Raw genomic sequence first — 23,952 nt, 5'->3', positions numbered from 1 at the left:
CGCTTATCCGGCCTACAAGAGCGAAAGACGCTTACCTTAAGCGATCTATTCGAAGAACACCGCAATTTTGTTAAACATGGTGGGATCGGACTGGTTGCGCGCCACTCTGGTGACGTCTTCCAGCTTGTCGATCTGGGCCATCATCTGCTCCAGACGCTGATCGTCATTGACCAGTAGCCAGATGCGGCTGTGCTCGCTGCCCTGAATCGGCAGACAGAGAATGCCTTCGACGTTAAACGCGCGACGGGCAAACAGCCCGCAGACGTGGGTCATGACGCCAGGGTGGTTGCGGACGGTGAGTTCCAGAATGACGTTTTCATGTTGTTTCTGCATGGCTTATTCCCCCACCATCTCAGTATTTGCCGCACCCGGCGGCACCATCGGATACACTTTTTGTTCAGGGTCAATACGGACGTGGATCAGCGCCGGGCCCGGACGAGAGATCGCCGCCTGCAGCGCTGCGTGGGCGTCCTCTTCTGCGTTCAGATCGCAGGTATGCAGGCCAAAACCGGCGGCAATTTGCATAAAGTTAATCATCCCCGGATAGGTTGCCGCAAACACCCCCTGCTTGTAGAACAGGCTCTGCTGCTGATGTACCAGCCCCAGCGCCTCGTTGTTCATCAGGATGATTTTAACGTCTAATTGATTTTCGGCCGCGGTGGCCATCTCCTGAATGTTCATCATCAGGCTGCCGTCACCGGAGAAGCAGATCACCTTGCGGTCCGGGTTCGCCAGCGCCGCACCAACTGCCGCAGGCAGACCAAAGCCCATGGTTCCCAGGCCACCGGAGGTCAGCCACTGACGCGGACGGTTCAGCGGATAGGCCTGGGCGGTCCACATCTGGTGCTGCCCAACGTCGGTGGTAATAATCGCGCTGTCGTCCACGCAGGCGGCCACGGCGTTAATCAGCCCGTAGTGGCTCAGCGGGTCGCCTTCGGTTGGGATCGCGCCCGGGAACTCGCGTTGCAGATCCGCCACCATCTGACGCCAGTCGGCGCGGTCAGTTGCGTCCGTTTGCGGGATCAGCTGTGCCAGCACGTCGGCCACGTCTCCCTGAATCGCCACGTGCGGTTGTTTGATTTTACCCAGCTCGGCGCGGTCGATATCCGCGTGAATGATTTTTGCGTTCGGGCAGAACTGCTCGGTTTTACCAATCGCCCGGTCATCAAAACGCGCGCCCATCACAATCAGCAAATCCGCCTCTTGCAGGATGTAGTTAGTGCTGCGCGCGCCGTGCATGCCCAGCATTCCTAATGACAGCTGGTGTGCTTTGGGCAGCATGCCGAGCGCCATCAGGGTCATGGTGGTAGGCAGGTTGGCTTTTTCAGCGAACTGACGGATTTCATCTGCGGCATTGATTGCCCCGCCGCCCAGATAGAGCACCGGACGTTTAGCGGCGTTGATCATGGCCGCGGCATCGCGCACGCTCTCAGCGCTGAATTCTGGCGCGGGTGCTCGCTCGCCCGGCTCCGGCAGGACGTCGATCTCAATTTCTGCGGTCTGGACATCCTTAGGAATGTCTATCCACACCGGGCCTGGACGTCCGGACTGTGCAATGCGGAACGCATCGCTGATAACCTGAGGAAGCTCGGTAATATCGCGAACTAAATAGTTATGTTTGGTGATGGGGATAGAGATGCCGTAGGTATCCACTTCCTGGAACGCATCGGTACCGATCATTGAGGACGGCACCTGGCCGGTAATGCAAATCAGCGGAATGGAGTCGAGACGCGCGTCGGCGATGGCGGTTACCAGGTTGGTCGCCCCCGGACCGCTACAGGCCATACAGACTGCCGGTTTACCCTGCGTACGTGCCATGCCCTGAGCGATAAAACCCGCTCCCTGCTCGTGACGCGCCAGCACGTGGCGGATCTGCGTGCTTTGGCTTAACGCGTCATACAGCGGCAGCACCGTACCGCCCGGAATACCCGCAACCGTGGTAATGCCCTGTCGTTCCAGTAAATGAACAATCAGCTGCGCGCCTGTAAAACGCGTCTTGGTGGATGTTGTGCCCGAACTTGCCATGCTCCAGTCCTTTTATGGGCCGACTTTCCGGGGAGGAGTCCTAAACGAAAAACCCCGCCCGGTTTGCGCCGGCGGGGTTTTGGATTCGTGTGTTGATCCAGTCCCTACGGCGCATTGCCGACGACCACCACCACACGCACGACGACCACTGCGGCTGGTTGCGCAGTTTTTAGTAGGGTCGCGGTGTTCATGGATGCAGTCATGGGGGACCTGTGTTTGGAATCATTGATTGAATTTATACAAACACAGGTTTTCGGGCGTGACAATGGAAATATTTTCATCTGCGCAAAAATGCGTCAGGGATCACATTTCGTTTGTTGGGTGATGAAAGCAAAAAAGCCGTTTTGCCTTATTCAATAAATAGTGCTGGTGAAACACCAAATCTGGACGCCAGCTTTTTAATGTGGTTCAGAGTAAGCTGTCGCTGACCATTCAGAACCCTTGAAACCATTGATTTACTACCAATTTCATCCTGAAAATCAGATGTTGTCAGTTTATACTGATCCATCAAGGTTCTTAAAACCGCGATACCGACAGGCACGAGTTCCATCTCCTTGCGTAACGCGACGATCTCTGGCCGATTGGCTTCGTAACGGCTGATTCTGGCGCACACGATATCCAGCAATGGGCTATTAGGTTCGTTAATAAGCAGATACTCAACCAGTTCCAGTGCATCGTTATAATCTTTCTCGCTCGGCTGCTCTCCCAATAGAGGAACGGCCTCAACAAGGGCATGCGTAGCTTTCATTGCATCAGCGACGATCATCATTTCTTCCCCTTAGTGCGATGTTTTTCCGTAAAACGGTCATATTCCTTATGAGTAAAAACATGGCGCACATAAAACTTTTGGCTTTCAAAGAATATGAGAGCCACTACCCTAAGATTGTTGTTCGCAATATCAATAACATAATGCTTATCCAGATACTTGAAGTTATCCAGCGTCGGAAATAGTTTTTTTAACGCAGCAGGTGTTGGGCAATGACTCTTTTCAAGAGTGCGTCCCAAAACGAGGAGTTCTTCCCTGTGCTGCGGAAACTGGATAACCGCATCCAAAATTGCCTTCATCGAGATTAAATGCATACTGCATGCCTGCCGCGTCCGTTGCCATTATGGCAACAATAGCAGTCGTTGCCAATAAGTCAACCAGCATCCCGTTCGGTACAGAAAGCAGAAAACAAAAAACCCCGCCGGAGCGAGGTTTTTTCAGGGTTTTGCGGTTGGTTGCCGCAGAACACACTGTGTTACGTCAACGCACGAAGTATATGCGATCGAAGACGAACGCGCAATTCCGGCACGGATTTTGACGTTTTTGAGTATGGAATGGGTTTCGAATTTTGTCCACAAAATACTGTTCATGCATACAGTATTTATCTATACTGAGGATGTTCGCAGTGAGCGAGGGGGCCGCAGTTCTACCGGCGCAACGAAGTCCTGGCTGAAACGGGTGGTGCCGTCAGTGCCTTAACCCTCTGAAGTGAGCACACTGTGTTACGTCAATCGAGGTGCTGGCAACAGGCGGCGGAAAGGTACGCCAGCATCGTGCTCCTTTTTACCAAAAGGAGACGCGTATGAGCGTAGTGGATATGGTGATACTTATCCTCAAACTCATTGTTGCTGTTCTGCAACTGCTTGATGCTGTCCTGAAATACCTTCGGTGATTCAGGTTCAAGTCGCACCTGAGAGGGGCGGGCAACCGCCCCTCTTTAATAACGAGGGAATGCTATGTCGCGTCTGTTAATTGAACCCATCACGCCGGAAGAGCCCGGGTATATCGCGCTGAAAGCCGAAAGCATCGCGGCGAATTTCAATATGCTGCGCAGGCTGGAAGAGAACTGGCAGCGTGGTGAAAACCGCTTTAACGCGCCGGGTGAAAAGCTGCTGGGTGCCTTTTTAAACGGCAAGCTGGTGGGCGTCTGCGGCCTTAACCGCGATCCGTTCAGCCAGCAGCCGCGTGCCGGACGTATTCGCCATCTTTATGTCAGCGAGAAGTGCCGCGGTCTGGGCATTGGTAAACAGCTGTTAACGGTGGTGATGGCCGATGCCAGCATCTGGTTTGATTTCCTCAATACCCATGCACCCGATACGGCCTGCGGCTTCTACCGTCGGGCAGGCTTCAGGCTGGTGTCAGACGAGCCACGGGTTACCCATCGTCTCTTTTGCGCGGTGTAGCTGGCTGGCGACATCAGGTCGTGAATGTTACAGTTGAGTGACAATTCACCGCCAAAGACGCCATGACCCTCTCCGTTTTCTGTATTTTGCTGTTCGCCGCACTGCTGCATGCCAGCTGGAACGCCATCGTCAAAGCCGGAACGGATAAGCTTTACTCGGCGATCAGCGTTAGCGGCTCCGCCACGCTCATTGCACTGGTTTTATTGCCATTTTCTCCTCAACCCTCCGTAGCCAGCTGGCCATTTTTAGTGGTCTCCTGCGCGCTGCAGGTGGTGTACACGGTACTGGTGGCGAAGACGTATCAGGTCTCAGACATGAGCCAGACCTATCCGCTGATGCGCGGAACAGCCCCACTGCTGGTGGCGCTGATCAGCGTGCTGGTGCTCGGGGATAGCCTCTCCTGGCTCGCCTGGGCGGGCATCGGGGTGATCTGCCTGTCGATCCTAGCGATGGCGATAAATGGCCGACTGCAGTCCCGCAAAGGGATCTGGCTGGCACTGCTGAACGCCTGCTTTATCGCCGGCTATACGCTGGTGGACGGAACGGGCGTACGTTTATCGGATACCGCGCTGGGCTATACGCTGTGGACCTTCTTTATGAACGGCTTCTGCCTGCTGTGCTGGGCAATGGTGGCGCGACGCCGCGAAGCTTCCAGCTACCTGCGTTTGCACTGGAAAAAGGGGTTGCTCGGCGGGGTGGGAACCATGGGCTCGTATGGCCTGGCCTTATGGGCGATGACGCAGGCTCCGCTGGCGGTTGTCGCTGCGCTGCGTGAAACCTCTATACTCTTCGGTGCGCTGATCGCATTTGTGCTTTTAAAAGAAAAGGTTGCCGGTCTGCGCATCGCTGCCGCGTTGGGTATTGCAGCCGGTGCGATCCTGCTGCGTCTGGCGTAATTCACTGGCAACATTAGTTGCCGTTCTTGTTTACAAAACCTGCCTTAATCCTTTTTTTCATTCATCATGACAATGCTTAATTTGTCATCTCATTGTGGTAGATTCCTCGCGCATTTATGGGAATGCGTAGTCACTTATTCTTCATTTTTCTCTTTTGGCAAAAGTATTCAGCGACATGAAAAAACAAAGGAACGTTAACTTATTGTTGATGCTGGTGTTACTGGTGGCCGTCGGTCAGATGGCGCAAACCATCTACATTCCGGCGATTGCCGACATGGCAAAGGAACTTAACGTCCGCGAGGGCGCGGTACAAAGCGTGATGGCCGCCTACCTGCTGACCTATGGCGTTTCGCAGCTGTTCTACGGGCCATTGTCCGACCGCATTGGCCGCCGTCCGGTCATTCTGACCGGCATGTGCATTTTCATGGTCGCGACGGTGATTGCTATTACCACCCATAGCCTGACCGTACTGATTGCCGCCAGCGCGCTGCAGGGGGTAGGCACGGGCGTCGGTGGGGTGATGGCGCGTACCTTACCGCGCGATATGTATCAGGGCACGCAACTCCGCCATGCCAACAGCCTGTTGAATATGGGTATTCTGGTCAGCCCGCTGCTGGCACCGCTGATTGGCGGCCTGCTGGACACAATGTGGTCCTGGCGCGCCTGCTATGCCTTCCTGCTGGTGCTGTGCGTGATTGTCACCTTCAGCATGGCGCGCTGGATGCCGGAAACCCGTCCCCAGGACGCACCGCGCACGAAGCTTCTCGCCAGCTACAAAACGCTGTTCGGCAACGGGGCTTTTACCTGTTACCTGCTGATGCTGATCGGCGGTCTGGCGGGCATTGCGGTGTTCGAAGCCTGCTCCGGCGTGCTGCTGGGAGCGGGGCTTGGCCTGAGCAGTATGGTGGTGAGTATTCTGTTTATCCTGCCGATCCCGGCGGCGTTCTTTGGGGCCTGGTTCGCCGGACGTCAGAACAAACGCTTCTCAACGCTGATGTGGCAGTCTGTAATCAGCTGCCTGCTGGCTGGCCTGATGATGTGGATCCCGGGTCTGTTTGGCGTAATGACCGTCTGGACGCTGCTGATCCCGGCGGCGCTGTTCTTCTTCGGCGCGGGGATGCTGTTCCCGCTTGCCACCAGCGGCGCCATGGAGCCGTTCCCGTTCCTCGCGGGTACGGCGGGTGCGCTGGTGGGCGGTTTGCAAAACATCGGTTCCGGCGCGCTGGCCTGGCTCTCGGCCATGATGCCGCAAACCGGGCAGGCTAGTTTGGGTTTACTGATGACGCTGATGGGGCTACTGATTTTGCTGTGCTGGCTGCCGCTGGCGTCGCGTGTTCCCCACCACGAGCAGCCTGTTTAACCGCATGATGGCCCGGCTTCTCGCCGGGCTTTTCACACGCCGGGGCAATCATCGCCTCCAGCAGCGGCTCTGGCGCTGGCCGCCAGGCCCCCTCCTCTCCGTCATAAAACTGGAAATCGGCGTTAATCGCGTAGGGTATTTTCGCCTTTTGCAGCTCGCAGGCCATAAACGTGGCAAAGGCCATTTGCGACGCGGTGGGTGTAAAGCGGTTTGACTCCCCCACGCCCCAGCCCCCGACCCAGCTGACGTGTCCGGTTTTTTGTTGCCAGCGCAGCGCCGTCGCGATGCGATTGTGAATCGCCGCTTTCTCCGCCGCCGTACCGGAGGTCCACGGGTATTTGCCGTTATTTTTCAGCGGCCCCCACGGAAAGATATGCCACTCCGCCAGCAGGAAGTTTTGGCTGTGCGCAGGCAGCTTGAGGCTGGGGAGATCTTCGGGGGCCGCACGCAGGCGAGGAGCGATGAAGATCATCCGGTCCGCATCAATGCTGTGGATGACCTTAATGGTTTTCTCATACACCCGGTTGAGCGAGGCTGCGTTGTGGTTGAGCTTGTCCGCAGGCTCATAAATCAGGTCAAAGCCCAGCAGCGGCGAACGTTTGCCGAAATAGTGCGCCACGGCAATCCACCAGTCGGTAACCTCTTTTTCGTTATCGGCTTTCGGATCGTTTTTATAGCTGTCCGCCTGATACGCGATAATCGGGATCACGCCGTACTGCTCGCAGGCTTCCACCAGCTTACGCAGGTGGATCAGCCGTGCTTCGGTCGGCTCATCGGCCACACGAATACGCACATGGCTGATGCCTTTCGCGCGAAAGTCGCGTACCACCAGCGGGTCGAATTCCCGTATCCCGCGCTCGGTGCGCGCCCAGTCCACGTCCATACCCACACCCAGCTTTTGTGCATAAAGCGCAGCCGTCAGCGGCGGCTCGGCGGCTATCGCCCAGCCGGAAGAGAGAAGTAACGCGGTCGCAATAAGAGGCTTTAACACGGCTTACCCTGGATAAATCAAAAGCATTACCTGTATTTAGCACGCTTTCTCGCATTTGGTGTAGCGTCAAAGCGTAATAATTCTTCAGCCTGCCAGTTCTCTTAGCCAGCCAATAAAAGCGTCAATTTTCGGCCACTGACGGCCGGTAAGCGTTGAGATGTAATAGTGCTGATGGCATTTGAGGGTCTTGTTGCCAAACGGGGCGATAAGCTCGCCCCGCTCAAGGCGCTTTTGCACCAGCCGCTTTCTCCCCATCGCCACGCCCACATGATTCATGGCTGCCACTATCGCTAAATCGGAACGATCGAAGCCAATACCCGATGATGACGGCATATTCATCGCAAAATGCTGCGCCCAGCTGAGCCACTCATCCGTACCGGAATCATTACTCCAGGCCTGACGGTCGTGCAGTAACGTGCAGTGGCTGAGGTTATCGGGGTTTTTCAACAGCGCATGCTCGCGAGCATATGCGGGCGAGCAGACGGGCAAAATCTCCTCGTCCATCAAGAAATGATGAGAAAGGTAGTTTGGCGGCGTATCGTCGAAATAGATGGCCAGATCGATGCCGGTTCGCTGCATATTGACGTACTCATTGCCGGTGAGAATGGTGAGAGATATCGACGGATAGCGGCGGGTAAAATCCCCCAGCATGGGGACGAGCCAGCACTGGGCGATTGACGGCCGGGAATACACCGTCAGCGTACCGGACAGCGCCTGGTTTTTAATATCCAGGATCTCCTGATTCAGGGTGTCGAGGGATGATTTTAGGGTCCAGTAAACGCGCTTTCCCTCCTGCGTCAGCTCAACTTTACGGTGCGAGCGGACAAACAGCTGAATGCCCAGCTCCTCTTCCAGCAGGTTGATGCGGTGGCTCACCGCGCTGGGGCTGAGCGACAGTTCCGCCGCCGCCAGCGCGAAGGATTCATGCCGGGCAGCCACTTCAAAAGTGTACATTTTTGACAGTTGCCAGCCATTTAGCAGCCGGTTTCTGACTTCATTCGCATCGGTCATCACAATTCTCACACGTTATTTCTGCGCCCAGCATACCGCCCAGGCATGAATTTATGTGAACCAACAGCGAAATAAGTGCGCTTTTTTGAGTTCAGTCACTCAGTTGATCCAATCTGGCTCACCTGAACGGCAATTTTTATCGTTTGTCAGCTCACGCCGTTTTTTCGTCCAATACCCACAGATGACATAAGGGTGAGGTGAGATATGGGATCGCCGGTCTGGGTTGTGGTAACGCTGCTTGTCAGCATTGTGTTGATTGTTTTAACCATCGTAAAACTGAAGTTTCACCCGTTCCTCGCGCTGCTGCTGGCGAGCTTTTTCGTCGGCGCGATGATGGGGATGAGCCCACTGGATATGGTGAACGCCATTGAAAGCGGGATTGGCGGTACGCTGGGCTTCCTGGCAGCAGTCATCGGCCTGGGTACCATTCTGGGTAAGATGATGGAAGTCTCCGGTGCGGCGGAGCGCATCGGGATCACGCTACAGCGCTGCCGCTGGCTGTCAGCGGACGTCATTATGGTGCTGGTGGGTCTTATCTGCGGTATTACGCTGTTCGTGGAAGTGGGCGTGGTACTGCTGATCCCGCTGGCGTTTTCTATCGCCAAAAAGACGAATACGTCGCTGCTTAAGCTTGCCATTCCGCTCTGTACCGCACTGATGGCGGTGCACTGCGTGGTACCGCCGCATCCGGCTGCGTTGTTTGTCACCAACAAATTAGGTGCGGACGTCGGAACGGTGATTGTTTACGGCCTGCTGGTGGGTCTGGTGGCATCTCTGGTTGGTGGCCCGCTGTTCCTGAAACTGCTCGGCAACCGTCTGCCGTATAAACCGGTTCCGGCAGAATTTTCCGACCTGAAGGTGCGGGAGGAGCATACCCTGCCGTCGCTGGGGGCAACGCTGTTTACGGTGCTGCTGCCGATTGTTCTGATGCTGGTGAAGACCCTCGCTGAGCTCAATATGGCGAAGGAAGGCACGCTGTATACCCTGCTGGAGTTTATCGGCAACCCGATCACGGCAATGTTTATCGCTGTATTTGTCGCCTACTATCTGCTGGGGATCCGCCAGCATATGGGCATGGGCGCAATGCTGACCCATACGGAGCACGGCTTTGGCTCTATCGCGAACATATTGTTAATTATTGGTGCCGGTGGCGCGTTCAACGCTATTCTCAAAACCAGCGGGCTGGCAGATTCGCTGGCGCATATTCTCTCGAACCTGCACATGCATCCGATCCTGCTCGCCTGGCTGGTGGCGCTGGTGCTGCATGCCGCTGTAGGCTCCGCTACGGTCGCGATGATGGGTGCGACCGCAATAGTGGCGCCGGTGCTACCGCTCTACCCGAACGTAAGCCCGGAGATCATCACCATTGCCATCGGTTCCGGCGCTATTGGCTGCACGATCGTGACCGATTCCCTCTTCTGGCTGGTCAAGCAATACTGCGGCGCGAGCCTGAATGAGACCTTCAAATACTATACGACGGCGACGTTTATCGCCTCGGTGCTTGCACTTGGCGGCACATTCCTGCTTTCTTTCATTATCTGAGCGCGACGAGACGTATTATGGAAAACGCAACTATCACTGCTTTAACCGCACAGTTTCCTCTGGTTGAGGATCTGATGGCTCTGAAAGAGACCACGTGGCTTAACCCGCGAACCACTTCGCTTGCAGAAGGGCTGCCCTATGTCGGGCTGACCAAAGCCGACGTGGACGACGCGCATGCGCGCCTCAACCGCTTCGCGCCGTATCTGGCGAAAGCCTTCCCGGAAACCGCGGCAACGGGCGGGATTATCGAATCTGAGCTGGTTGCTATTCCGGCCATGAAAAAACGGCTGGAGAGAGAATCTGGCAAGGTTCTTCCCGGAACGCTGCTGCTTAAAAAAGACAGTCATCTGCCCATCTCCGGCTCGATTAAAGCGCGCGGCGGCATCTACGAGGTGCTGACCCACGCGGAAAAACTGGCGCTGGAAGCGGGATTGCTGAGCACTGAAGATGACTACAGCATCCTGCTGGAACCGCGCTTTAAAGACTTCTTTAGCCAGTACAGCATTGCGGTGGGTTCAACCGGCAACCTGGGAATGTCCATCGGCATCATGAGCGCACGCATCGGCTTTAAGGTGACGGTACATATGTCCGCCGACGCCCGCGAGTGGAAGAAAGCCAAACTGCGCAGCCATGGCGTTACCGTCGTGGAATATGAGCAGGATTATGGCGTGGCGGTGGAACAAGGGCGAAAAGCGGCGGAAAACGACCCGAACTGCTTCTTTATCGACGATGAAAACTCCCGCACCCTGTTCCTGGGCTATGCCGTTGCCGGCGAGCGCCTGAAGGCGCAGTTTGCCGAACAGGGCCGTGTGGTGGATGCAGAGCACCCGCTGTATGTCTATCTGCCGTGCGGCGTTGGCGGGGGTCCTGGCGGTGTGGCGTTTGGTCTGAAGCTGGCGTTTGGCGACAACGTTCACTGCTTCTTTGCCGAGCCCACGCACTCCCCGTGCATGCTGCTGGGGGTTTATACCGGCCTGCACGATGAGATTGCCGTGCAGGATCTGGGTATCGACAACGTGACGGCAGCGGACGGGCTGGCGGTCGGACGCGCGTCGGGCTTCGTCGGCCGCGCGATGGAACGTCTGCTCGACGGGTTCTATACCCTTTCCGATCAAAGCATGTATGACATGCTCGGCTGGCTGGCGCAGGAGGAAGGGATTCGTCTGGAGCCATCGGCGCTGGCGGGCATGGCCGGGCCGCTGCGTGTTCAGGCTGATGCCAACGTCACCCATCTGGTGTGGGCGACCGGCGGCGGCATGGTGCCGGAAGACGAGATGGCGAAGTATCTGGCGAAAGGGAAGTAATTATGCCGGGTGGCGGCTGCGCCTTACCCGGCCTACAGGTGCACAATTTGTTGAATGTGGGTTACCGCAAACAGCAGTGATAGCGACAGCACGGCCAGGGCGATGAGGAACTTATCCCGCACCGCCTTCGGCTGCACAAAATCGTCCTGCGCCACGTCCATCACGTTACGGCTGCGGGTATAGCGCCATAAAATGATGGCCACCAGCGCCAGCACAACCAGTGAGATCCAGAAGGGTAGCCCCGTGCGGTGCCAGTTGTGCTGAATCGCCAGGGCAATCAGCGCGCCATACCCCAGCAGCGTGCGCAGCCACGCCAGCGACGTCCGCTCCGGCTGCAGGCCGGGGTCCGCTTCGCGCCGCGCTTTGCGACTATCCGCCATACACCACCAGCACCATCACCACGCCCGCCACTGTCAGCAAAATCGCACTGATGATCAGTAACCCACGCGTATAGGGCAGATCCTGCTTCAGGCGCATCGCCTTTTCGTTACGCAGCCAGCGCAGATAGCCGTAAATCGCCAGTACGCCCGCAAACAGGCACAGCAGCAGCGCCAGCACTTCACGAATCAACGGCGTGGCGAAATCGGGCGCGAGCTGATCAAGACCGACGCCGGCGGCCAGAAAGCCCAGCGCGGTACGGATCCACGCCAGATATGTACGTTCATTGGCCAGCGAGAAGCGGTAGTCCGGGGCTTCACCGAGGCGGGAAATTTTCATGAAGGCTCCTTGTCATGCGGCAGGCAGGCTTCAGCATAGCGTAAATCGGCCAGGACAAGGAGACCGGCATCAGGCGATGCCGGTCAGGAGAGTTAATGCAGCTCTGGCCAGTAATCCTTATTGGCCTCGATCAGGTCATCCAGAATCGCTTTCGCGACCGACGCGCTCGGTACGGTTTTTGACAAGGTGATTGCCTGCCAGAGTTTCTGGTACGAGCGTTGCTCCCAGGCATCCACCACCAGTTTTTCCACCGCCACCTGCTGGCTCATCAGCCCTTTCTGGAAGTGCGGGATATCGCCCACGGTGAGCGGCTCTGGCCCGTTATGACCCACCAGACACGGAATTTCCACCATCGCGTCGGCATCGAAGTTATGAATGGCCCCGTTGTTTGGCACAATCAGCAGCATCCGCTCCTGGGTATTAAAGGCAATCGCCGTCGCCAGATCGACGATGTACGAGGCATGTTCGTCGATCTCCAGCTCCCCGGCAGAGGATTTTCCGGCTTCTATAATCGCCCGGCACGAACTGAATACATGCTTCTCACGGTGATCCATAACTTCATTGGCGCGGGTCCGCTCCGGGTTGGCGTGCGCGACCACGTAGTCCGGGAACAGGTAATACTTCAGATAGGTGTTTGGCATGGTATCTGGATCGAGCGCCTGCACGTCTTTGGCTTTGGCGAAGGTATCGTTCCAGCTCGCTTCGGTATGCGCATCTTCCGAAGGCGGAACATAGCCGTGTTTCGCCACGTATTCGCGCAGTTTCGGCATCAGATCGTTACCGTTCAGATCTTCAATCGATGTCCACCAGCCGAAGTGGTTCAGGCCGTAGTAACGCACGCGCATCTGTTTGCGGTCTTTCAGGCCGACAATCTGCGCCATGCGCCCTTCAATACCGATTGGCATATCGCAGATGTTGAGAATTTTGGCATGCGGACGCAGGCGGCGCGTCGCTTCCGCCACAATCGCCGCCGGGTTGGAGTAGTTCAGCATCCACGCGTTCGGGGAGTACTGCTCCATATAATCCACCAGTTCCAGTACGCCGCCGATGGAGCGCATGCCGTAAGAGATCCCACCCGGGCCGCAGGTTTCCTGACCCAGCACACCGTGACGCAGCGGAATTTTCTCGTCTTTTTCGCGCATCGGGTATTTGCCCACGCGGATGTGCGCCATCACGAAATCCACATCGGTAAACGCCGCTTTTGGATCGGTGGTGTAGCTAAACTCAATTTCCGGTGCCTGTTCCTTAAGGATAATTTTGCACGCCTCGGCGATGGTTTCCTGACGTGCGCCATCGTTGTCATAAAACTTCAGGGCACGCAGCGGGAAACGGTCACGGTTGGCTAACAGCATCAGGACGATACCAGGCGTAAAGGTGCTGCCGCCGCCTGCAATGACAACTGAGAATTTTTTCATGATATAGCCTCTGTCAGGGTGGTTTGTTCATTCGTTAAAGGGGTTTTCATCAGCGATTCCAGCTGGTCGCGCACCTGCGGAACGTGCAGGCCAACGATCACCTGTATGCCGTTGCCGCGTCGCACTACGCCGTGTGCGCCGAGGGCTTTGAACACCTCATCGCTTTGGGTTTGCGCCATGTCGACCAGCGCGATACGCAAGCGGGTGGCGCAGTTGTTGATGCTTTCGATGTTGGCCGCGCCGCCCAGCGCCTGCAGGAATCCGGCGGCTTGGCCGACCTGCTGGCTGGCGGCAGCCGGGGCGGTGGTTTGCCCGCGCGCCGCCTTATAGTCGGCCTTGCTGTAGAGTTTGATTTCACTCTCTTCACGACCCGGGGTTTTGAGGTTCAGACGCTCAATCAGCGTTTTGAAGACCACGAAGTAAAGGCCGGTAAAGCAGACGCCGATGCCGATCTGGGTGAATACCATTGAAGCGTGGTTATGGAACATGGGGATCCAGTTTTGCGGCAGGAACTGGTCCAGCAGGCCACCGCCCATGTTGCCCACCACGCCAAAGGTGTACATCACCGTCGCCATGGTGGCCGCCAGCACGGCGTGAATGGCAAACAGCAACGGCGAGATAAACAGGAAAGTAAACTCCAGCGGTTCGGTAATCCCCACCAGCACGGCGGTAAGCGTGGCCGGGATCAGCAGGCCCGCGACCTTGACGCGGTTTTCTGGTGAGGCGGTGTACCAGATCGCCAGCGCAATCCCGACCGATCCAAACACCTTAGCGTTACCGTGCAGCGCGAAACCACCTTCCGGGAACAGGGTTTTCAGCGGCAGCGTGCTCTGGCTGAACGCCTGAAGATGCTGCGCCCAGTAGACCTGGATCCCACCCTCAACGGCGGCCGGGCCAAAGATAAACGGACCGTAGACGAAGTGGTGCAGCCCGGTTGGGATCAGAATGCGTTCCAGGAAGGTATACACCCAGACACCGAGCGCACCGGCGGAGCGTAAGAACGCCTGCAGGGACTCAATGCCCATCTGCACTTTCGGCCAGCCCAGCAGCGTCAGCCAGGCGCAGGGGATCATGACGAAAAACGCGATAATCACCACAAACGAGGTGCCCTGGAAAATGCCCAGGAAAACCGGCAGTGGTTTCTCGAAAAAGCGGTTATGGATCGCAGTGACAATACCGGAAATCGCAATCGCCCCAATAATGCTGGTATCAAGGGTTTTGATCCCGGCAATCATCGCCAGCCCGCTTCCCGCCGTCGGTTCGGCGGAAAAGTCGACGCCAAAGAAGTGGCCCCAGGTCATCCCCATCGCGTTGATGAAGTAGTTCCAGGTCAGGAAGCTGATCAGCACCGCCAGACAGGCGCGGCCCTGCGCCTGTTTCGCCAGACCAATCGGTAAGCCAACGGCAAAAATCAGCGGCATATTGCGGAACACCGCCCAGCCGCCCTCTTCAATGATGTGCACGATCTGCGCGAACAGATTATCAGGAGCCGTTAAGGCTTCGCCCACGAAAAGCGGATTGCGAAGCATGATGGCGATTCCCACCACGATCCCGGCAAAGGGAAACAGCAACACCGGGGTAAACATGGCACCACCAAAACGTTGTATTTGACTGAGCATCTTTAAATCCTCACGTAACAACCTGTAGGGGAGAGAGGCCTTTATGGTTTTGTGCTGGCCTGAGGTGAGCATAAGAAGTTACTGATGCGCGAACATGGCGTGCCGCTGCGATTCGTGATCGCATTCATGGTTTTATTTTGACCAATCAGGTCTACTTTTCGCTGTAAATATGGACATGTCAGGATGCAATCCACGCCCTGATACAGGCAGAGAGGTCTACTGGTGATCTACAAATCCATTGCCGACCGATTACGGCTACGGCTGAATTCATCGGACTACAACATCGGCAGCCCCATTCCGGGTGAGAAAGCGCTGGCGCAGGAGTTTGGCGTGGCGCGCATGACCATTCGCAAGGCGCTGGATCTGCTGGTGAGCTGGGGGCTGGTTGAGCGGCGACACGGCAGCGGGACGTTTGTAGCACGCAAAGATGTGCACCATGAAACCACCAACCTCACCGGGCTGGTGGAGGTACTGCGTCAGCAGGGCAAAGAGGTACAGAGCAAGGTGTTGCAGTTTGAAGTGATGCCCGCCCCGCCCGCCATCGCCAGCCAGCTGCGGATCCAGGTGGATGAGCGGATCTACTTTTCCCGCCGGGTGCGCTACGTGGACGGAAAACCGCTGATGCTGGAGGACAGCTTTATGCCCGTGAAGCTGTTTCGCAACCTCTCGCTGGCGCATCTGGAAGGGTCAAAGTTTGATTACATCGAGAAGGAGTGCGGAATTACAATCAGCGGCAATTACGAGAGCCTGACGCCGGTACTGGCCGATAAACAACTCGCTGGTTACATGAATCTGCCGGAGCAAACGCCACTGCTGCGCATTACCTCTCTCTCCTACAGCGACAGCGGCGAGTTCCTTAACTATTCCGTGATGTTCCGAAATACCAGTGATTACCAGGTGGACTACCATCTGCGGCGCATCCACCCGGACGACCTGCTAACTCATCCCCCAGAACAGCACCGCCAGTAGCTGCGGGGTGATGATGCGCAGGAACATGACCAGCGGATAGACCGTAGCGTACGACAGCGCCGCCGCGCCGCTGGTGGCGTGCAGGCTATTGGCAAAGGCCAGCGCCGGTGGATCCGTCATCGACCCCGCCAGCATGCCGCACAGCGTCAGATAGTTCATTTTAGCGAACATTCGCGCCAGTATGGCGACCGTCAGCAGCGGGATCGCGGTGATGAAGATGCCGTAGCCGACCCAACTCATCCCTTCCCCCCTGACCAGCGTATCGACAAAATCGCCACCGGATTTTAGCCCGACGACCGCCAGAAACAGCACAATGCCCAGCTCGCGCAGCGCCAGGTTGGCGCTCGGCGGCATAAACCAGTAGAGCTTACCGACACAGCCGATTCGACCGAGGATCAGCGCCATAATCAGCGGCCCGCCCGCCAGACCCAGCTTGAGGGCAACCGGGAACCCCGGTATATACAGCGGAATGGAGCCAAGCAGCACGCCCAGCCCGATACCGATAAACACCGGCAGCATTTGTACCTGCTGCAGTTTTTGCTGAGCGTTACCGACCATATCCGCCACGGCGTCAATGGACGACGGACGCCCGACCAGGTTAAGAATATCGCCGAACTGCAGGCTGGCTTCCGGGCTGGCGACCAGTTCAACACCGGCGCGATTGAGACGAGAGATAACCACGTCGTAACGTTCTTTTACCTGCAGATCGCGTATTTTCTTGCCCAGAACGTGCTCGTTAGTTACCACCACACGCTCCACGCGCATGTCGGTGCCGCGGGTAGAGAGCGAGGTATCCACTTCCTGACCAATCACCAGCCGCGCGTTGTTTAAATCCCCGGGCTGCCCGACAAGATGCAGCAGATCGCCTTGCCGGATAATGGTGCCAGGCGCGGGCACCATCAGCATCTCGTCACGTTTAAGGCGCGAGCAGATAATATTGGCGCTGTTCAGGATCGGCACGTCCTGAATCGCCATGTTGTTCAGATTGGGGTTATCGACGCGGATGTTGATGGTTTTGATCGGCATATGGCCGTTGGTGAGCGTGGTTTCGTGGTCCTTCGCCTCTTTGTCGACGTTAATGCGAAAGAGCACCCGAACCAGCCACATGGAGAGCAGAATGCCGCAAATCCCGAACGGATAAGCCATGGCGTAGCTCATCCCCATCTGGTCGACAATGCCGGGTTCGATACCTAAATCGCGCAGGATTTGCTGGCCCGCACCCAACGCGGGCGTGTTAGTCACGGCCCCGGAGAAAATGCCCAGCACCACGGGCAGCGGAATGGCGAAGAGTTTATGCAGGATAGCGGTGACCAGTCCACCCATTACGACGATGCCGAGGGCAAACAGATTGAGGCGTAATCCGGAAACCCGCAGGGAAGCAAAAAAGCCCGGCCCGACCTGAATGCCGATGGTATAGACGAAGAGGATCAGGCCGAACTCCTGCGTAAAGTGGAGCATATCGGCGCTGAGAACCAGCCCGAGTTTATCAGCAAAGTGTCCGACAAAAATGCCGCCAAACAGCACCCCACCGATCCCAAACCCGACGCCACGGATTTTGATGTTGCCAATCCATAATCCAACAACAGCGACCAGGGCCAACACGCTGACGGTTAACGCGATATCACTCATGATCCACTTCCTTGCATAACCTTAGTTATGTTAAGGATTCTCTCAGAGGTGAAGGGCGTTGTATGGGTGATGGCGCACAAAAAAGCCCTGCCGGGGCAGGGCTTTAACTTTTCACCCTCTCCCTGTGGGAGAGGGCCGGGGTGAGGGCATCAGCCCGCACAGATTTTTAAGCAGGGTAGGCATAGCCGCCACTCGGTTCGCGCTTTTCCCTTATGCAGGCAACCACCGCCGATTACCACGGAAAAAACCCGCAGAGCGGTGCGCGCTGAATTTCCGGTTTCTGGAAATATGCCATAAAAAGGAAATAATTAATCGGAGGTGGTTGGCAGAAAGGGATCGGGAAAGAATCGAAAAAGGATCGTTTTTGCCTGGATGATGGGGTCAGCAGGGGAGGGCTGTATGTTGTGTTCTGTGACAAACTGCCCTCAGCCTGTCTCAGGATTCCTGAAATAGCGGAAAACGGAAAGGGCAGGAAATGGAGAACAGTCGAAAACCCGTTTATCCGACATGTCGATAATCGAGGGGCGTGACTCTTTTTCAAAAACGGCTAATGGCTTATCTTGAAACCCTGCTTTTTATAAGTTGAAGATGCTGATTCAGATCCCACCACCATTACACACGGAGTCCAGATAAATGCCTGTTCATAAAATTTCGGCTGCTTTTGGTCAGGATTTGGAAGTTGAGTGGCCATGCCCGGCATGTGGTCAGAAAACTCTGCAGATTGATCAAGAAAGTTTCAAAAAAAATGATTCGCTTGAGAGCCGAAGACTGGAAGAGGAAGAATGGTTTGAACCTGAGCTAGTATCAAGGGTTTTCAGTTGTATGGCGCGGTGTACTCGGGTGAGCTGTGGTGAAGTTGTCGCATGTGTAGGAAAGGGAGGTTTGGATCAGGACTGGAATGACAGGACTCATCAACTCGAGTGTTATCCCTGGTATAAACCTCGGAGCTTTATACCCTCACTACACCCTTTTATTATTCCTGAAAAATGTCCAGGTGTGATTACGGACCCTCTTATGGCCTCATTTTCTGTCTATCTCAGTCAGCCTGGTTCTGCGGCCAACTTAATCAGGATCTCGGTTGAGAGAATGCTGACGGCAATTGATATTCCAGAACATAATAATAAACAAAAACGGATTAATCTTCATCAACGCATTGAGCTTCTCGACGGGCAATATGCCCCTTATATGGACACGCTGATGGCCATTAAATTCCTGGGCAATGCCGGCAGCCATACCTATGATGAAGTGACCACAGACGATATCGAAGCGGCCTTTGAGATCATGGAGTATGTCGTGAATGACCTCTTTTCCGGTCGTAAGGAGTCAATAGACGTCCTCACCAGACGTTTGCACCGCAAGTTTGGAAATCAGTGAAGTACCCGGCCGTATATGCTTCACGGCTGCAGTAGTCGTAGATCATAAAGAGGGATAGTTCAGAGGTTGAAGAACTATCCCGACTAAAGGAATCTGAAGGAATGTTGTTCAAATGGACAACGTACTTACCCGCAAGATAGTCCTAAGGACGATATTAGTTCGACGTATTTATGCACATGTATGTTATGCACTGAGTACAACAAATAAACTAAACGTAACGAATGACTAAGTATCAGGTATAACTTAAATAAGAGATACTTTTTTAGATACTATTTTAATACACACGTCAACTCTGCAATGAAATATATTTTGACATTCATCAGGCACTCTGGCATTATAATCAAAAAAGATGACCACCCAACTCGACGCTGATTTTGTTGCAGTCTTATTTCGCCAGACGGTGAATGTCAGACCGCAGCTGGCTTCATTACGTGCTGGTTCCGGCATATTGCGATATCTGCACTTAAGTTAAATATTATCTGCACCGCTGACTGGCTTACTTCATTATTCCGGTTTTCGCAGGAAATGGTAACAGAAGCACAGACCTGACCCATTGTGCCAGGCAACGCAGCTGCGAGGGGGGATTCTCTTCGTGAGGGGTTAGCGGAAAGTTGTGCTTAGCACGTGGTAATCGTTGACGCAATAGCGAAATCGGCGAAATAGAAAGAAAATAACTAAAAATACATGTTGACTATTGACAAACATGCTTATTTCAGGGTAAGATGACCTTATTCTGAACATGACAGAGAATACTGTCATGTGGCCGACAGAGGCCAGGGCAACCCAGATTCGAATAATACTATCCGGTTCCCTGTTCTGTTGGCTCAGCCAAGACAGCAGGCACCGGTGCGCCCGGGCCTGCTTTTTTTGTGCCCGAAGAAAGAGCCACGAATCTTTCCCCTCGTTATCTGAGGCCGGATTAGTTCACCCTGAAAACAACTTTCGCGCTTCGCGAATAAGGAAATGAAATGAGCTGACAACTATTGAAGAAGTATCACGTGGCTATTATTGCCAACCACTTTTAAACAATCTGAAGGTTTCTAAATGAAAACTTTAAATGCTGTAAATCGGAGTAGTAAATCAATCACTAATAAAGGAGACTATTATGTCTACAAACAACTTGAAAGAAGCAGTAAATCACAATACCTACAACGCGCCAGTCACCATCAACAACTACTACGGCTGTCCCGTCCCCCCCCCTGAAGAACCACCGGTTGTTCCTGCGAAAAAGAAACGCGGCTGGGTTTTTGAAACCACCAGTATTTTACTTGGAACAGGTATTACCTTATGGCAGTCAATGTACAACGGGGTAATGATGTCAGGCTTGACGGCTATCCTAATCTGGTTGGGGGTGTCTTCAGGGGTAGCGCCAGTATTGGCTACTGGTATCATTGCTTTTGGCGTCTGCGCCGCCCCTACATTGTTGTTAGGTTTGGTTCGTTGGGTCGTAAACCAGAAGTAGTCGGTAGCAAGTTGTATGAGCTAAGGGTAGTAGGGCTACCCTTAGCTCAATATTAATGGTTGTCAGTGCAAAGATCAACCATTGTGATTACATTTCGAATACTGGTGTATTTCTTTTGTAATACATATGGTGATATTTTTTTCTGGCGTTATTTTCAGGGCTGGCTGTTAACCGCGTGTCGCCAGGGGAATATACAGCATAAATCATTCAGTACCCGATATTCTTCACAACATCCGGAACGCCAGCCAGCTCAGTCCGGCTGCTCTTGATATGGTCAAGCTTCTCACACTTCTGGCCATGATTATAGACCACACCAATGCGGTGTCTCTGTCGCCAGCCTGGCTGGCGATGTATGCAATTGGCCGGATGGCCTTCCCCCTGTTCACGCTTAATATGGGCGATGAACGTACAGCTCACCCCGGAACGACTGCAGAAAAGAGCCAATCGGTTGTGGATCTGGGCACTCAACACGCAGCAGGTGTTCAGCCAAGCCTACTGGCATCACCAGCCTTAGTGGAACATTCTTTTCGTGTTCGCAGGCGTCACACAGCTTATTGCCCTGCAATACCGGTACGGCCGGAAAAGAATGCTTACCGGAGATCTGCTCTTGGCCCTCATGATTTGGCCACTGCAGCCGGCAAGCTACGGGCTGGCAGGAATTACGCTGGCCATCAGTATGATAACCTTATCAGACAGCGGTATAACCGAAGTGAAGCGACTGGCAGTCGCTAGCGTCGTGTTATCACTGATTTGTTTAAACGGGTTATCGCATCTCCTGGATCTGCCCGCAGAAACATTATTACTGGCCACGCTGCCTACTCTGGCATTCCCCCTGGCAGTGGTTCCCTTCTGCAGGAAAATCTGTCCTGAGGGCCGCAAGCGTTTCATGCCGCGTAATTTCTTTTATTATGCTTCCGCCGGTCACCTGGGGATAATTGGTCTGATACAGTATACTTTCGCCTAATTAGGGAGGGCGTGATGGCTATCAGTGAGAAAGAGTTGCTTGAGGCAGGTTTCAGTAAGAGCGAAGTGGAGAATTTACAGGGCCGGCTTGCAGCAGGCGGAGGCACCATGCCGCATCTCATCGATGCGCTCTCACGGCGCTTCCGGGTGTCGGTATGGATCACTGTCGCGCTGGTTCTGGTTATGCTGGTCACCCTCATTGCCGGCAGCCGGACACACATTCTTTCCGGGGGCATGAGTTCCCTTGTAGTCCTGATCATTGCCTGGGTGACCTTTCCACCTGCGCTTGGCTGGAAAGCATCCCGCCTGCAGAAGACTATTTCCCGGAAGGCTCGATAGTCAGTAAATCAAGCGCCACCTTGGCTTTAACACCCCATCCCGCTATTTTAAGCGCCATCGCGGGACGTGGTGTGCCGGATACTTTCCTGAAGAAATCAGGCCTGGTCCAGTACCACAGCCGTTGTGCTTCTGGTTTCAGCCTCAGACCATACGCGCCGTAGACTTCACTGAAGAGTGTGATCGCCTTATAGGTCCCCAGACCCTGCTGCCGACTGAAGCCCAGAAATTCAGCGATCTCCATCGAGCCGTCAGCGAAAACTCCCTCCGTCTGCTTATCACCGAGGAGGTTGTGCGCGGCTTCCCGTGAAATCGTGTTGAATCCATTTACGACAATCACCGCGCCGGCCACCACGCCCACCGGCGTCATCGAAGACATCATGACGATCCCACCAAAAATGGCCGCACCGGCCACCACGACGTCGACCGCTGAAATGATGTAGCCCACAATTTTGTTCTCGTCCCGGACAACCTTCACCTCGGCATAGAGTTTTGCATAACCGGTTTTGAGCGAACGGGACTGTTCAAGCAGACTGGTGTTCTCTGCGCGCAATGCCTGCAGGCAGGCCATACAGTCATCATCAGTTTTTGCCCGGCGTGCGGCCTCAAACTGGGCCATGATAAATGCCCTGATCTCATCCACAAACTGAATCCGGATAAAACCATCCTGGAGATGCATAGCCGCCACCGAGTTGGCCGTGTTAACCAGTTTCCTGGCCTCCAGGTTAATCATGGTTTCCGCCCAGGCACGGGAGTTCTGGCCGGGTAAAAGCAACGTGTCCATTTTATCGCCTCGCTGATCAGTTTCAGAAAGCATATTCCCGAAACGATTTTTGACAACAAAAAATGGATATTACCTCGGCAATATTGCAGAACTAACCGATGCCGCATCGCGGCATAGAGTCGCCACCAGGCCAAAAAAATGTATTAGCTATTCAACGCAGGACGCTCGCTAATGGCGATACGCTGTGGCGCGATGGCTTCCGGCACGTTACGGACCAGGTCAATATGCAGCAACCCGTTGGTAAAGGTCGCGCCGGAGACTTCCATATGATCTGCCAGGGTAAAGCTCAGGCTAAACGGCTGAGTCACCAACCCCTGATGCAGCCATTTGGTCTCGGTTTCTTGTTTTTCCGGCGACCCTTTCACGGTCAGACGCGTGCCTTCGAGCTGGATATCCAGATCGTCCTGGCGGAACCCGGCCAGCGCCAGCGTGATGCGATAGTGGTTATCGTCGCTTTTTTCGATGTTGTACGGCGGAAACGTCTGGTGCTCAGTGGTGCTTTGCAGGGCGTTAGCCAGTTTGTCAAAACCAATCCACTGACGCAGCAGGGGGGATAAATCGTAGTTACGCATACTAAATCTCCTTCTGAGAAGCGAGTTCGGCACAGTTTATTTTTGTGCACAGTTGTTCCTGCAAATCCTTGTGGATTCGCATATGCTCCCGGTTCGGCAAGCAATTCTGAGTGGGCCGCTGACGCGACCCGCGGCATTAATTAATTTCGATACGGCGCGGTTTTTTCTCTTCCGGAATCACACGTTCCAGCTCGATAAACAGCAGACCGTTGACCAGGTTCGCGCCTTTAACGTGAATGTTCTCCGCTAACTGGAACTTGCGTTCAAAGTTGCGCTCGGCGATGCCCTGATAAAGGTAGGTACGTTCTTTCTGCTCAGCCGTATGTGAACCTTTCACCACCAGCAGGTTGTCCTGCGCGGTGATCTCCAGTTCGCTCTCTGCAAAACCGGCGACAGCAATCGCAATGCGGTAGTGGTTTTCATCAACCAGCTCAACATTGTATGGAGGGTAGCCGTTGCTCTGGCTTTGGTTATTTTCTAAATGATTAAACAGGCGGTCAAAACCAATTGCAGAACGGTATAGCGGGGAAAGATCGAAGTTACGCATAAATAAAAGCTCCTGAAATCAGCGAGAAATTTTAGCCTTCCACCATGGACAGGCCATTGCGCCCCCGAACACCCATCAGGCGTGCTCGTTATCGGGTTACATTCTTAAAATGGGTCTGGAAACGGTGTTTTCAACCGCGACGTTCGCACTTTTTTTTGCACTTTTGAGCTTCTCGCTTAGACTGGGACAACAGCACAAAGGGTTAAATTGCGATGGCTGCCACAGTGCGGGGTTATTGGGCTATTCATTTTCAACAAGGCTCGCTAT

26 protein-coding genes, 1 pseudogene and 1 other annotated feature are annotated in these 23,952 nt (G+C 54.7%); of the genes and pseudogenes, 12 read left to right on the top strand and 15 right to left on the bottom strand.

The features are described from left to right. Positions 1-45: 45 nt before the first annotated feature. From ilvN to AX755_RS01215, 5 genes are all read right to left on the bottom strand, one after another. A complete protein-coding gene (gene ilvN / locus AX755_RS01230) occupies positions 46-333 on the bottom strand; it encodes an acetolactate synthase small subunit (protein WP_001171659.1) in 288 nt (95 codons plus the stop codon). Positions 334-336: 3 nt separating this feature from the next. Beyond that, on the bottom strand, positions 337-2,025 hold the full coding sequence (gene ilvB / locus AX755_RS01225; protein WP_062856157.1) for an acetolactate synthase large subunit: 1,689 nt from the start codon (positions 2,023-2,025) through the stop codon (positions 337-339). A 104-nt stretch (positions 2,026-2,129) separates the two neighbouring features. Next, positions 2,130-2,228 carry an ilvB operon leader peptide IvbL gene (ivbL, locus tag AX755_RS25055; RefSeq protein ID WP_071830013.1) on the bottom strand — a complete coding sequence of 33 codons (99 nt, stop codon included), beginning with the start codon at positions 2,226-2,228 and terminating at the stop codon, positions 2,130-2,132. Between the two features lie 146 nt (positions 2,229-2,374). After that, positions 2,375-2,791 (bottom strand): helix-turn-helix domain-containing protein, encoded by a 417-nt coding sequence (locus tag AX755_RS01220; RefSeq protein ID WP_028027984.1) that lies wholly within the window; start codon positions 2,789-2,791, stop codon positions 2,375-2,377. Continuing rightward, positions 2,791-3,105: a type II toxin-antitoxin system HigB family toxin gene (locus tag AX755_RS01215; protein WP_020684666.1), complete on the bottom strand. Its 315-nt coding sequence runs from the start codon at positions 3,103-3,105 to the stop codon at positions 2,791-2,793. Before AX755_RS01215 ends, AX755_RS01220 begins: the two co-directional genes overlap by 1 nt. Before the next feature lie 488 nt (positions 3,106-3,593). Between AX755_RS01215 and tisB the strand changes: the two genes are divergently transcribed. The 4 genes from tisB to emrD all read left to right on the top strand — a co-directional run bounded on the left by tisB (position 3,594) and on the right by emrD (position 6,450). Further along, positions 3,594-3,683, top strand: coding sequence for a type I toxin-antitoxin system toxin TisB (tisB, locus tag AX755_RS24175; protein WP_020684667.1), 90 nt, complete (start codon positions 3,594-3,596; stop codon positions 3,681-3,683). 64 nt (positions 3,684-3,747) lie between these two features. Further along, a complete protein-coding gene (locus tag AX755_RS01205) occupies positions 3,748-4,194 on the top strand; it encodes a GNAT family N-acetyltransferase (RefSeq protein ID WP_013094803.1) in 447 nt (148 codons plus the stop codon). Between the two features lie 62 nt (positions 4,195-4,256). Then, positions 4,257-5,090 carry an EamA family transporter gene (locus tag AX755_RS01200; RefSeq protein WP_029881854.1) on the top strand — a complete coding sequence of 278 codons (834 nt, stop codon included), beginning with the start codon at positions 4,257-4,259 and terminating at the stop codon, positions 5,088-5,090. 175 nt (positions 5,091-5,265) lie between these two features. Beyond that, positions 5,266-6,450 (top strand): multidrug efflux MFS transporter EmrD, encoded by a 1,185-nt coding sequence (emrD, locus tag AX755_RS01195; RefSeq protein ID WP_023620624.1) that lies wholly within the window; start codon positions 5,266-5,268, stop codon positions 6,448-6,450. On the opposite strand, the gene AX755_RS01190 is transcribed toward emrD, so the two are convergent. Beyond that, on the bottom strand, positions 6,353-7,441 hold the full coding sequence (locus AX755_RS01190; protein WP_032618344.1) for a glycoside hydrolase family 5 protein: 1,089 nt from the start codon (positions 7,439-7,441) through the stop codon (positions 6,353-6,355). The two genes, emrD and AX755_RS01190, sit on opposite strands and share 98 nt — an antisense overlap. A gap of 84 nt (positions 7,442-7,525) precedes the next feature. Next, positions 7,526-8,452, bottom strand: a complete 927-nt coding sequence (gene dsdC, locus AX755_RS01185; RefSeq protein ID WP_062856156.1) for a DNA-binding transcriptional regulator DsdC — start codon at positions 8,450-8,452, stop codon at positions 7,526-7,528. A gap of 204 nt (positions 8,453-8,656) precedes the next feature. Here dsdC and dsdX point away from each other — a divergent pair, with 204 nt between their 5' ends. Together dsdX and dsdA are read left to right on the top strand one after the other, a co-directional pair. Then, entirely contained in the window at positions 8,657-9,994 is a 1,338-nt protein-coding gene (dsdX, locus tag AX755_RS01180) for a D-serine transporter DsdX (RefSeq protein WP_062856155.1), read from the top strand. Between the two features lie 17 nt (positions 9,995-10,011). Next, complete coding sequence (gene dsdA / locus AX755_RS01175; protein ID WP_062856154.1) at positions 10,012-11,298, top strand: D-serine ammonia-lyase; 1,287 nt, start codon at positions 10,012-10,014, stop codon at positions 11,296-11,298. 32 nt (positions 11,299-11,330) lie between these two features. Here the strand turns inward: dsdA and AX755_RS01170 are convergent, their stop codons facing one another. From AX755_RS01170 to AX755_RS01155, 4 genes are all read right to left on the bottom strand, one after another. Next, positions 11,331-11,678 carry a DUF202 domain-containing protein gene (locus AX755_RS01170; protein ID WP_062856153.1) on the bottom strand — a complete coding sequence of 116 codons (348 nt, stop codon included), beginning with the start codon at positions 11,676-11,678 and terminating at the stop codon, positions 11,331-11,333. After that, the gene (locus AX755_RS01165) at positions 11,668-12,015 is read right to left on the bottom strand and encodes a YidH family protein (protein WP_013094795.1); all 348 of its coding nucleotides are present in this window, start codon (positions 12,013-12,015) and stop codon (positions 11,668-11,670) included. Before AX755_RS01165 ends, AX755_RS01170 begins: the two co-directional genes overlap by 11 nt. Positions 12,016-12,107: 92 nt before the next feature. After that, the gene (locus tag AX755_RS01160; RefSeq protein ID WP_013094794.1) at positions 12,108-13,430 is read right to left on the bottom strand and encodes a 6-phospho-alpha-glucosidase; all 1,323 of its coding nucleotides are present in this window, start codon (positions 13,428-13,430) and stop codon (positions 12,108-12,110) included. After that, complete coding sequence (locus AX755_RS01155; protein ID WP_058678972.1) at positions 13,427-15,049, bottom strand: alpha-glucoside-specific PTS transporter subunit IIBC; 1,623 nt, start codon at positions 15,047-15,049, stop codon at positions 13,427-13,429. The genes AX755_RS01160 and AX755_RS01155 overlap by 4 nt, the downstream gene beginning before the upstream one ends. A gap of 222 nt (positions 15,050-15,271) precedes the next feature. Between AX755_RS01155 and AX755_RS01150 the strand changes: the two genes are divergently transcribed. Continuing rightward, the gene (locus AX755_RS01150; protein ID WP_013094792.1) at positions 15,272-16,018 is read left to right on the top strand and encodes a GntR family transcriptional regulator; all 747 of its coding nucleotides are present in this window, start codon (positions 15,272-15,274) and stop codon (positions 16,016-16,018) included. Here the strand turns inward: AX755_RS01150 and AX755_RS01145 are convergent. Beyond that, a complete protein-coding gene (locus AX755_RS01145) occupies positions 15,986-17,647 on the bottom strand; it encodes a putative transporter (protein ID WP_058661640.1) in 1,662 nt (553 codons plus the stop codon). The two genes, AX755_RS01150 and AX755_RS01145, sit on opposite strands and share 33 nt — an antisense overlap. Positions 17,648-18,280: 633 nt before the next feature. On the opposite strand from AX755_RS01145, the gene AX755_RS01140 reads away from it, so the two are divergent. The 5 genes and pseudogenes from AX755_RS01140 to AX755_RS01125 all read left to right on the top strand — a co-directional run bounded on the left by AX755_RS01140 (position 18,281) and on the right by AX755_RS01125 (position 21,785). Then, positions 18,281-19,021 carry a DUF4145 domain-containing protein gene (locus AX755_RS01140; RefSeq protein ID WP_029883584.1) on the top strand — a complete coding sequence of 247 codons (741 nt, stop codon included), beginning with the start codon at positions 18,281-18,283 and terminating at the stop codon, positions 19,019-19,021. A 1,105-nt stretch (positions 19,022-20,126) separates the two neighbouring features. Then, positions 20,127-20,483, top strand: a complete 357-nt coding sequence (locus AX755_RS01135; RefSeq protein WP_029883585.1) for a hypothetical protein — start codon at positions 20,127-20,129, stop codon at positions 20,481-20,483. Between the two features lie 270 nt (positions 20,484-20,753). After that, positions 20,754-20,822: pseudogene (locus tag AX755_RS25955) on the top strand (hypothetical protein); the annotation flags it as partial. Positions 20,823-21,012: 190 nt separating this feature from the next. After that, a complete protein-coding gene (locus tag AX755_RS01130; protein ID WP_257286778.1) occupies positions 21,013-21,447 on the top strand; it encodes a TraX family protein in 435 nt (144 codons plus the stop codon). Between the two features lie 14 nt (positions 21,448-21,461). Continuing rightward, on the top strand, positions 21,462-21,785 hold the full coding sequence (locus AX755_RS01125) for a hypothetical protein (RefSeq protein ID WP_029883586.1): 324 nt from the start codon (positions 21,462-21,464) through the stop codon (positions 21,783-21,785). Here AX755_RS01125 and AX755_RS01120 read toward each other — a convergent pair. The 3 genes from AX755_RS01120 to ibpA form a co-directional block, all read right to left on the bottom strand. After that, a complete protein-coding gene (locus AX755_RS01120; RefSeq protein ID WP_029883587.1) occupies positions 21,763-22,566 on the bottom strand; it encodes a DUF4225 domain-containing protein in 804 nt (267 codons plus the stop codon). The two genes, AX755_RS01125 and AX755_RS01120, sit on opposite strands and share 23 nt — an antisense overlap. Before the next feature lie 143 nt (positions 22,567-22,709). Then, positions 22,710-23,138 (bottom strand): small heat shock chaperone IbpB, encoded by a 429-nt coding sequence (gene ibpB / locus AX755_RS01115; protein ID WP_013094790.1) that lies wholly within the window; start codon positions 23,136-23,138, stop codon positions 22,710-22,712. Positions 23,139-23,274: 136 nt separating this feature from the next. Continuing rightward, a complete protein-coding gene (ibpA, locus tag AX755_RS01110; protein WP_006177605.1) occupies positions 23,275-23,685 on the bottom strand; it encodes a small heat shock chaperone IbpA in 411 nt (136 codons plus the stop codon). Next, positions 23,679-23,751 (bottom strand) — a sequence feature (ROSE (Repression Of Heat Shock gene Expression) occurs in the 5'-region of heat shock genes and acts as an RNA thermometer to modulate expression.). It overlaps the preceding gene by 7 nt. Positions 23,752-23,952: the final 201 nt, after the last annotated feature.

Source organism: Enterobacter sp. SENG-6 (assembly GCF_001605945.1).
Lineage (GTDB): Bacteria > Pseudomonadota > Gammaproteobacteria > Enterobacterales > Enterobacteriaceae > Enterobacter > Enterobacter cloacae.
The sequence above is the reverse complement of the archived record's forward strand: the minus strand, read 5'-3'. Positions and strand labels throughout refer to the sequence as shown.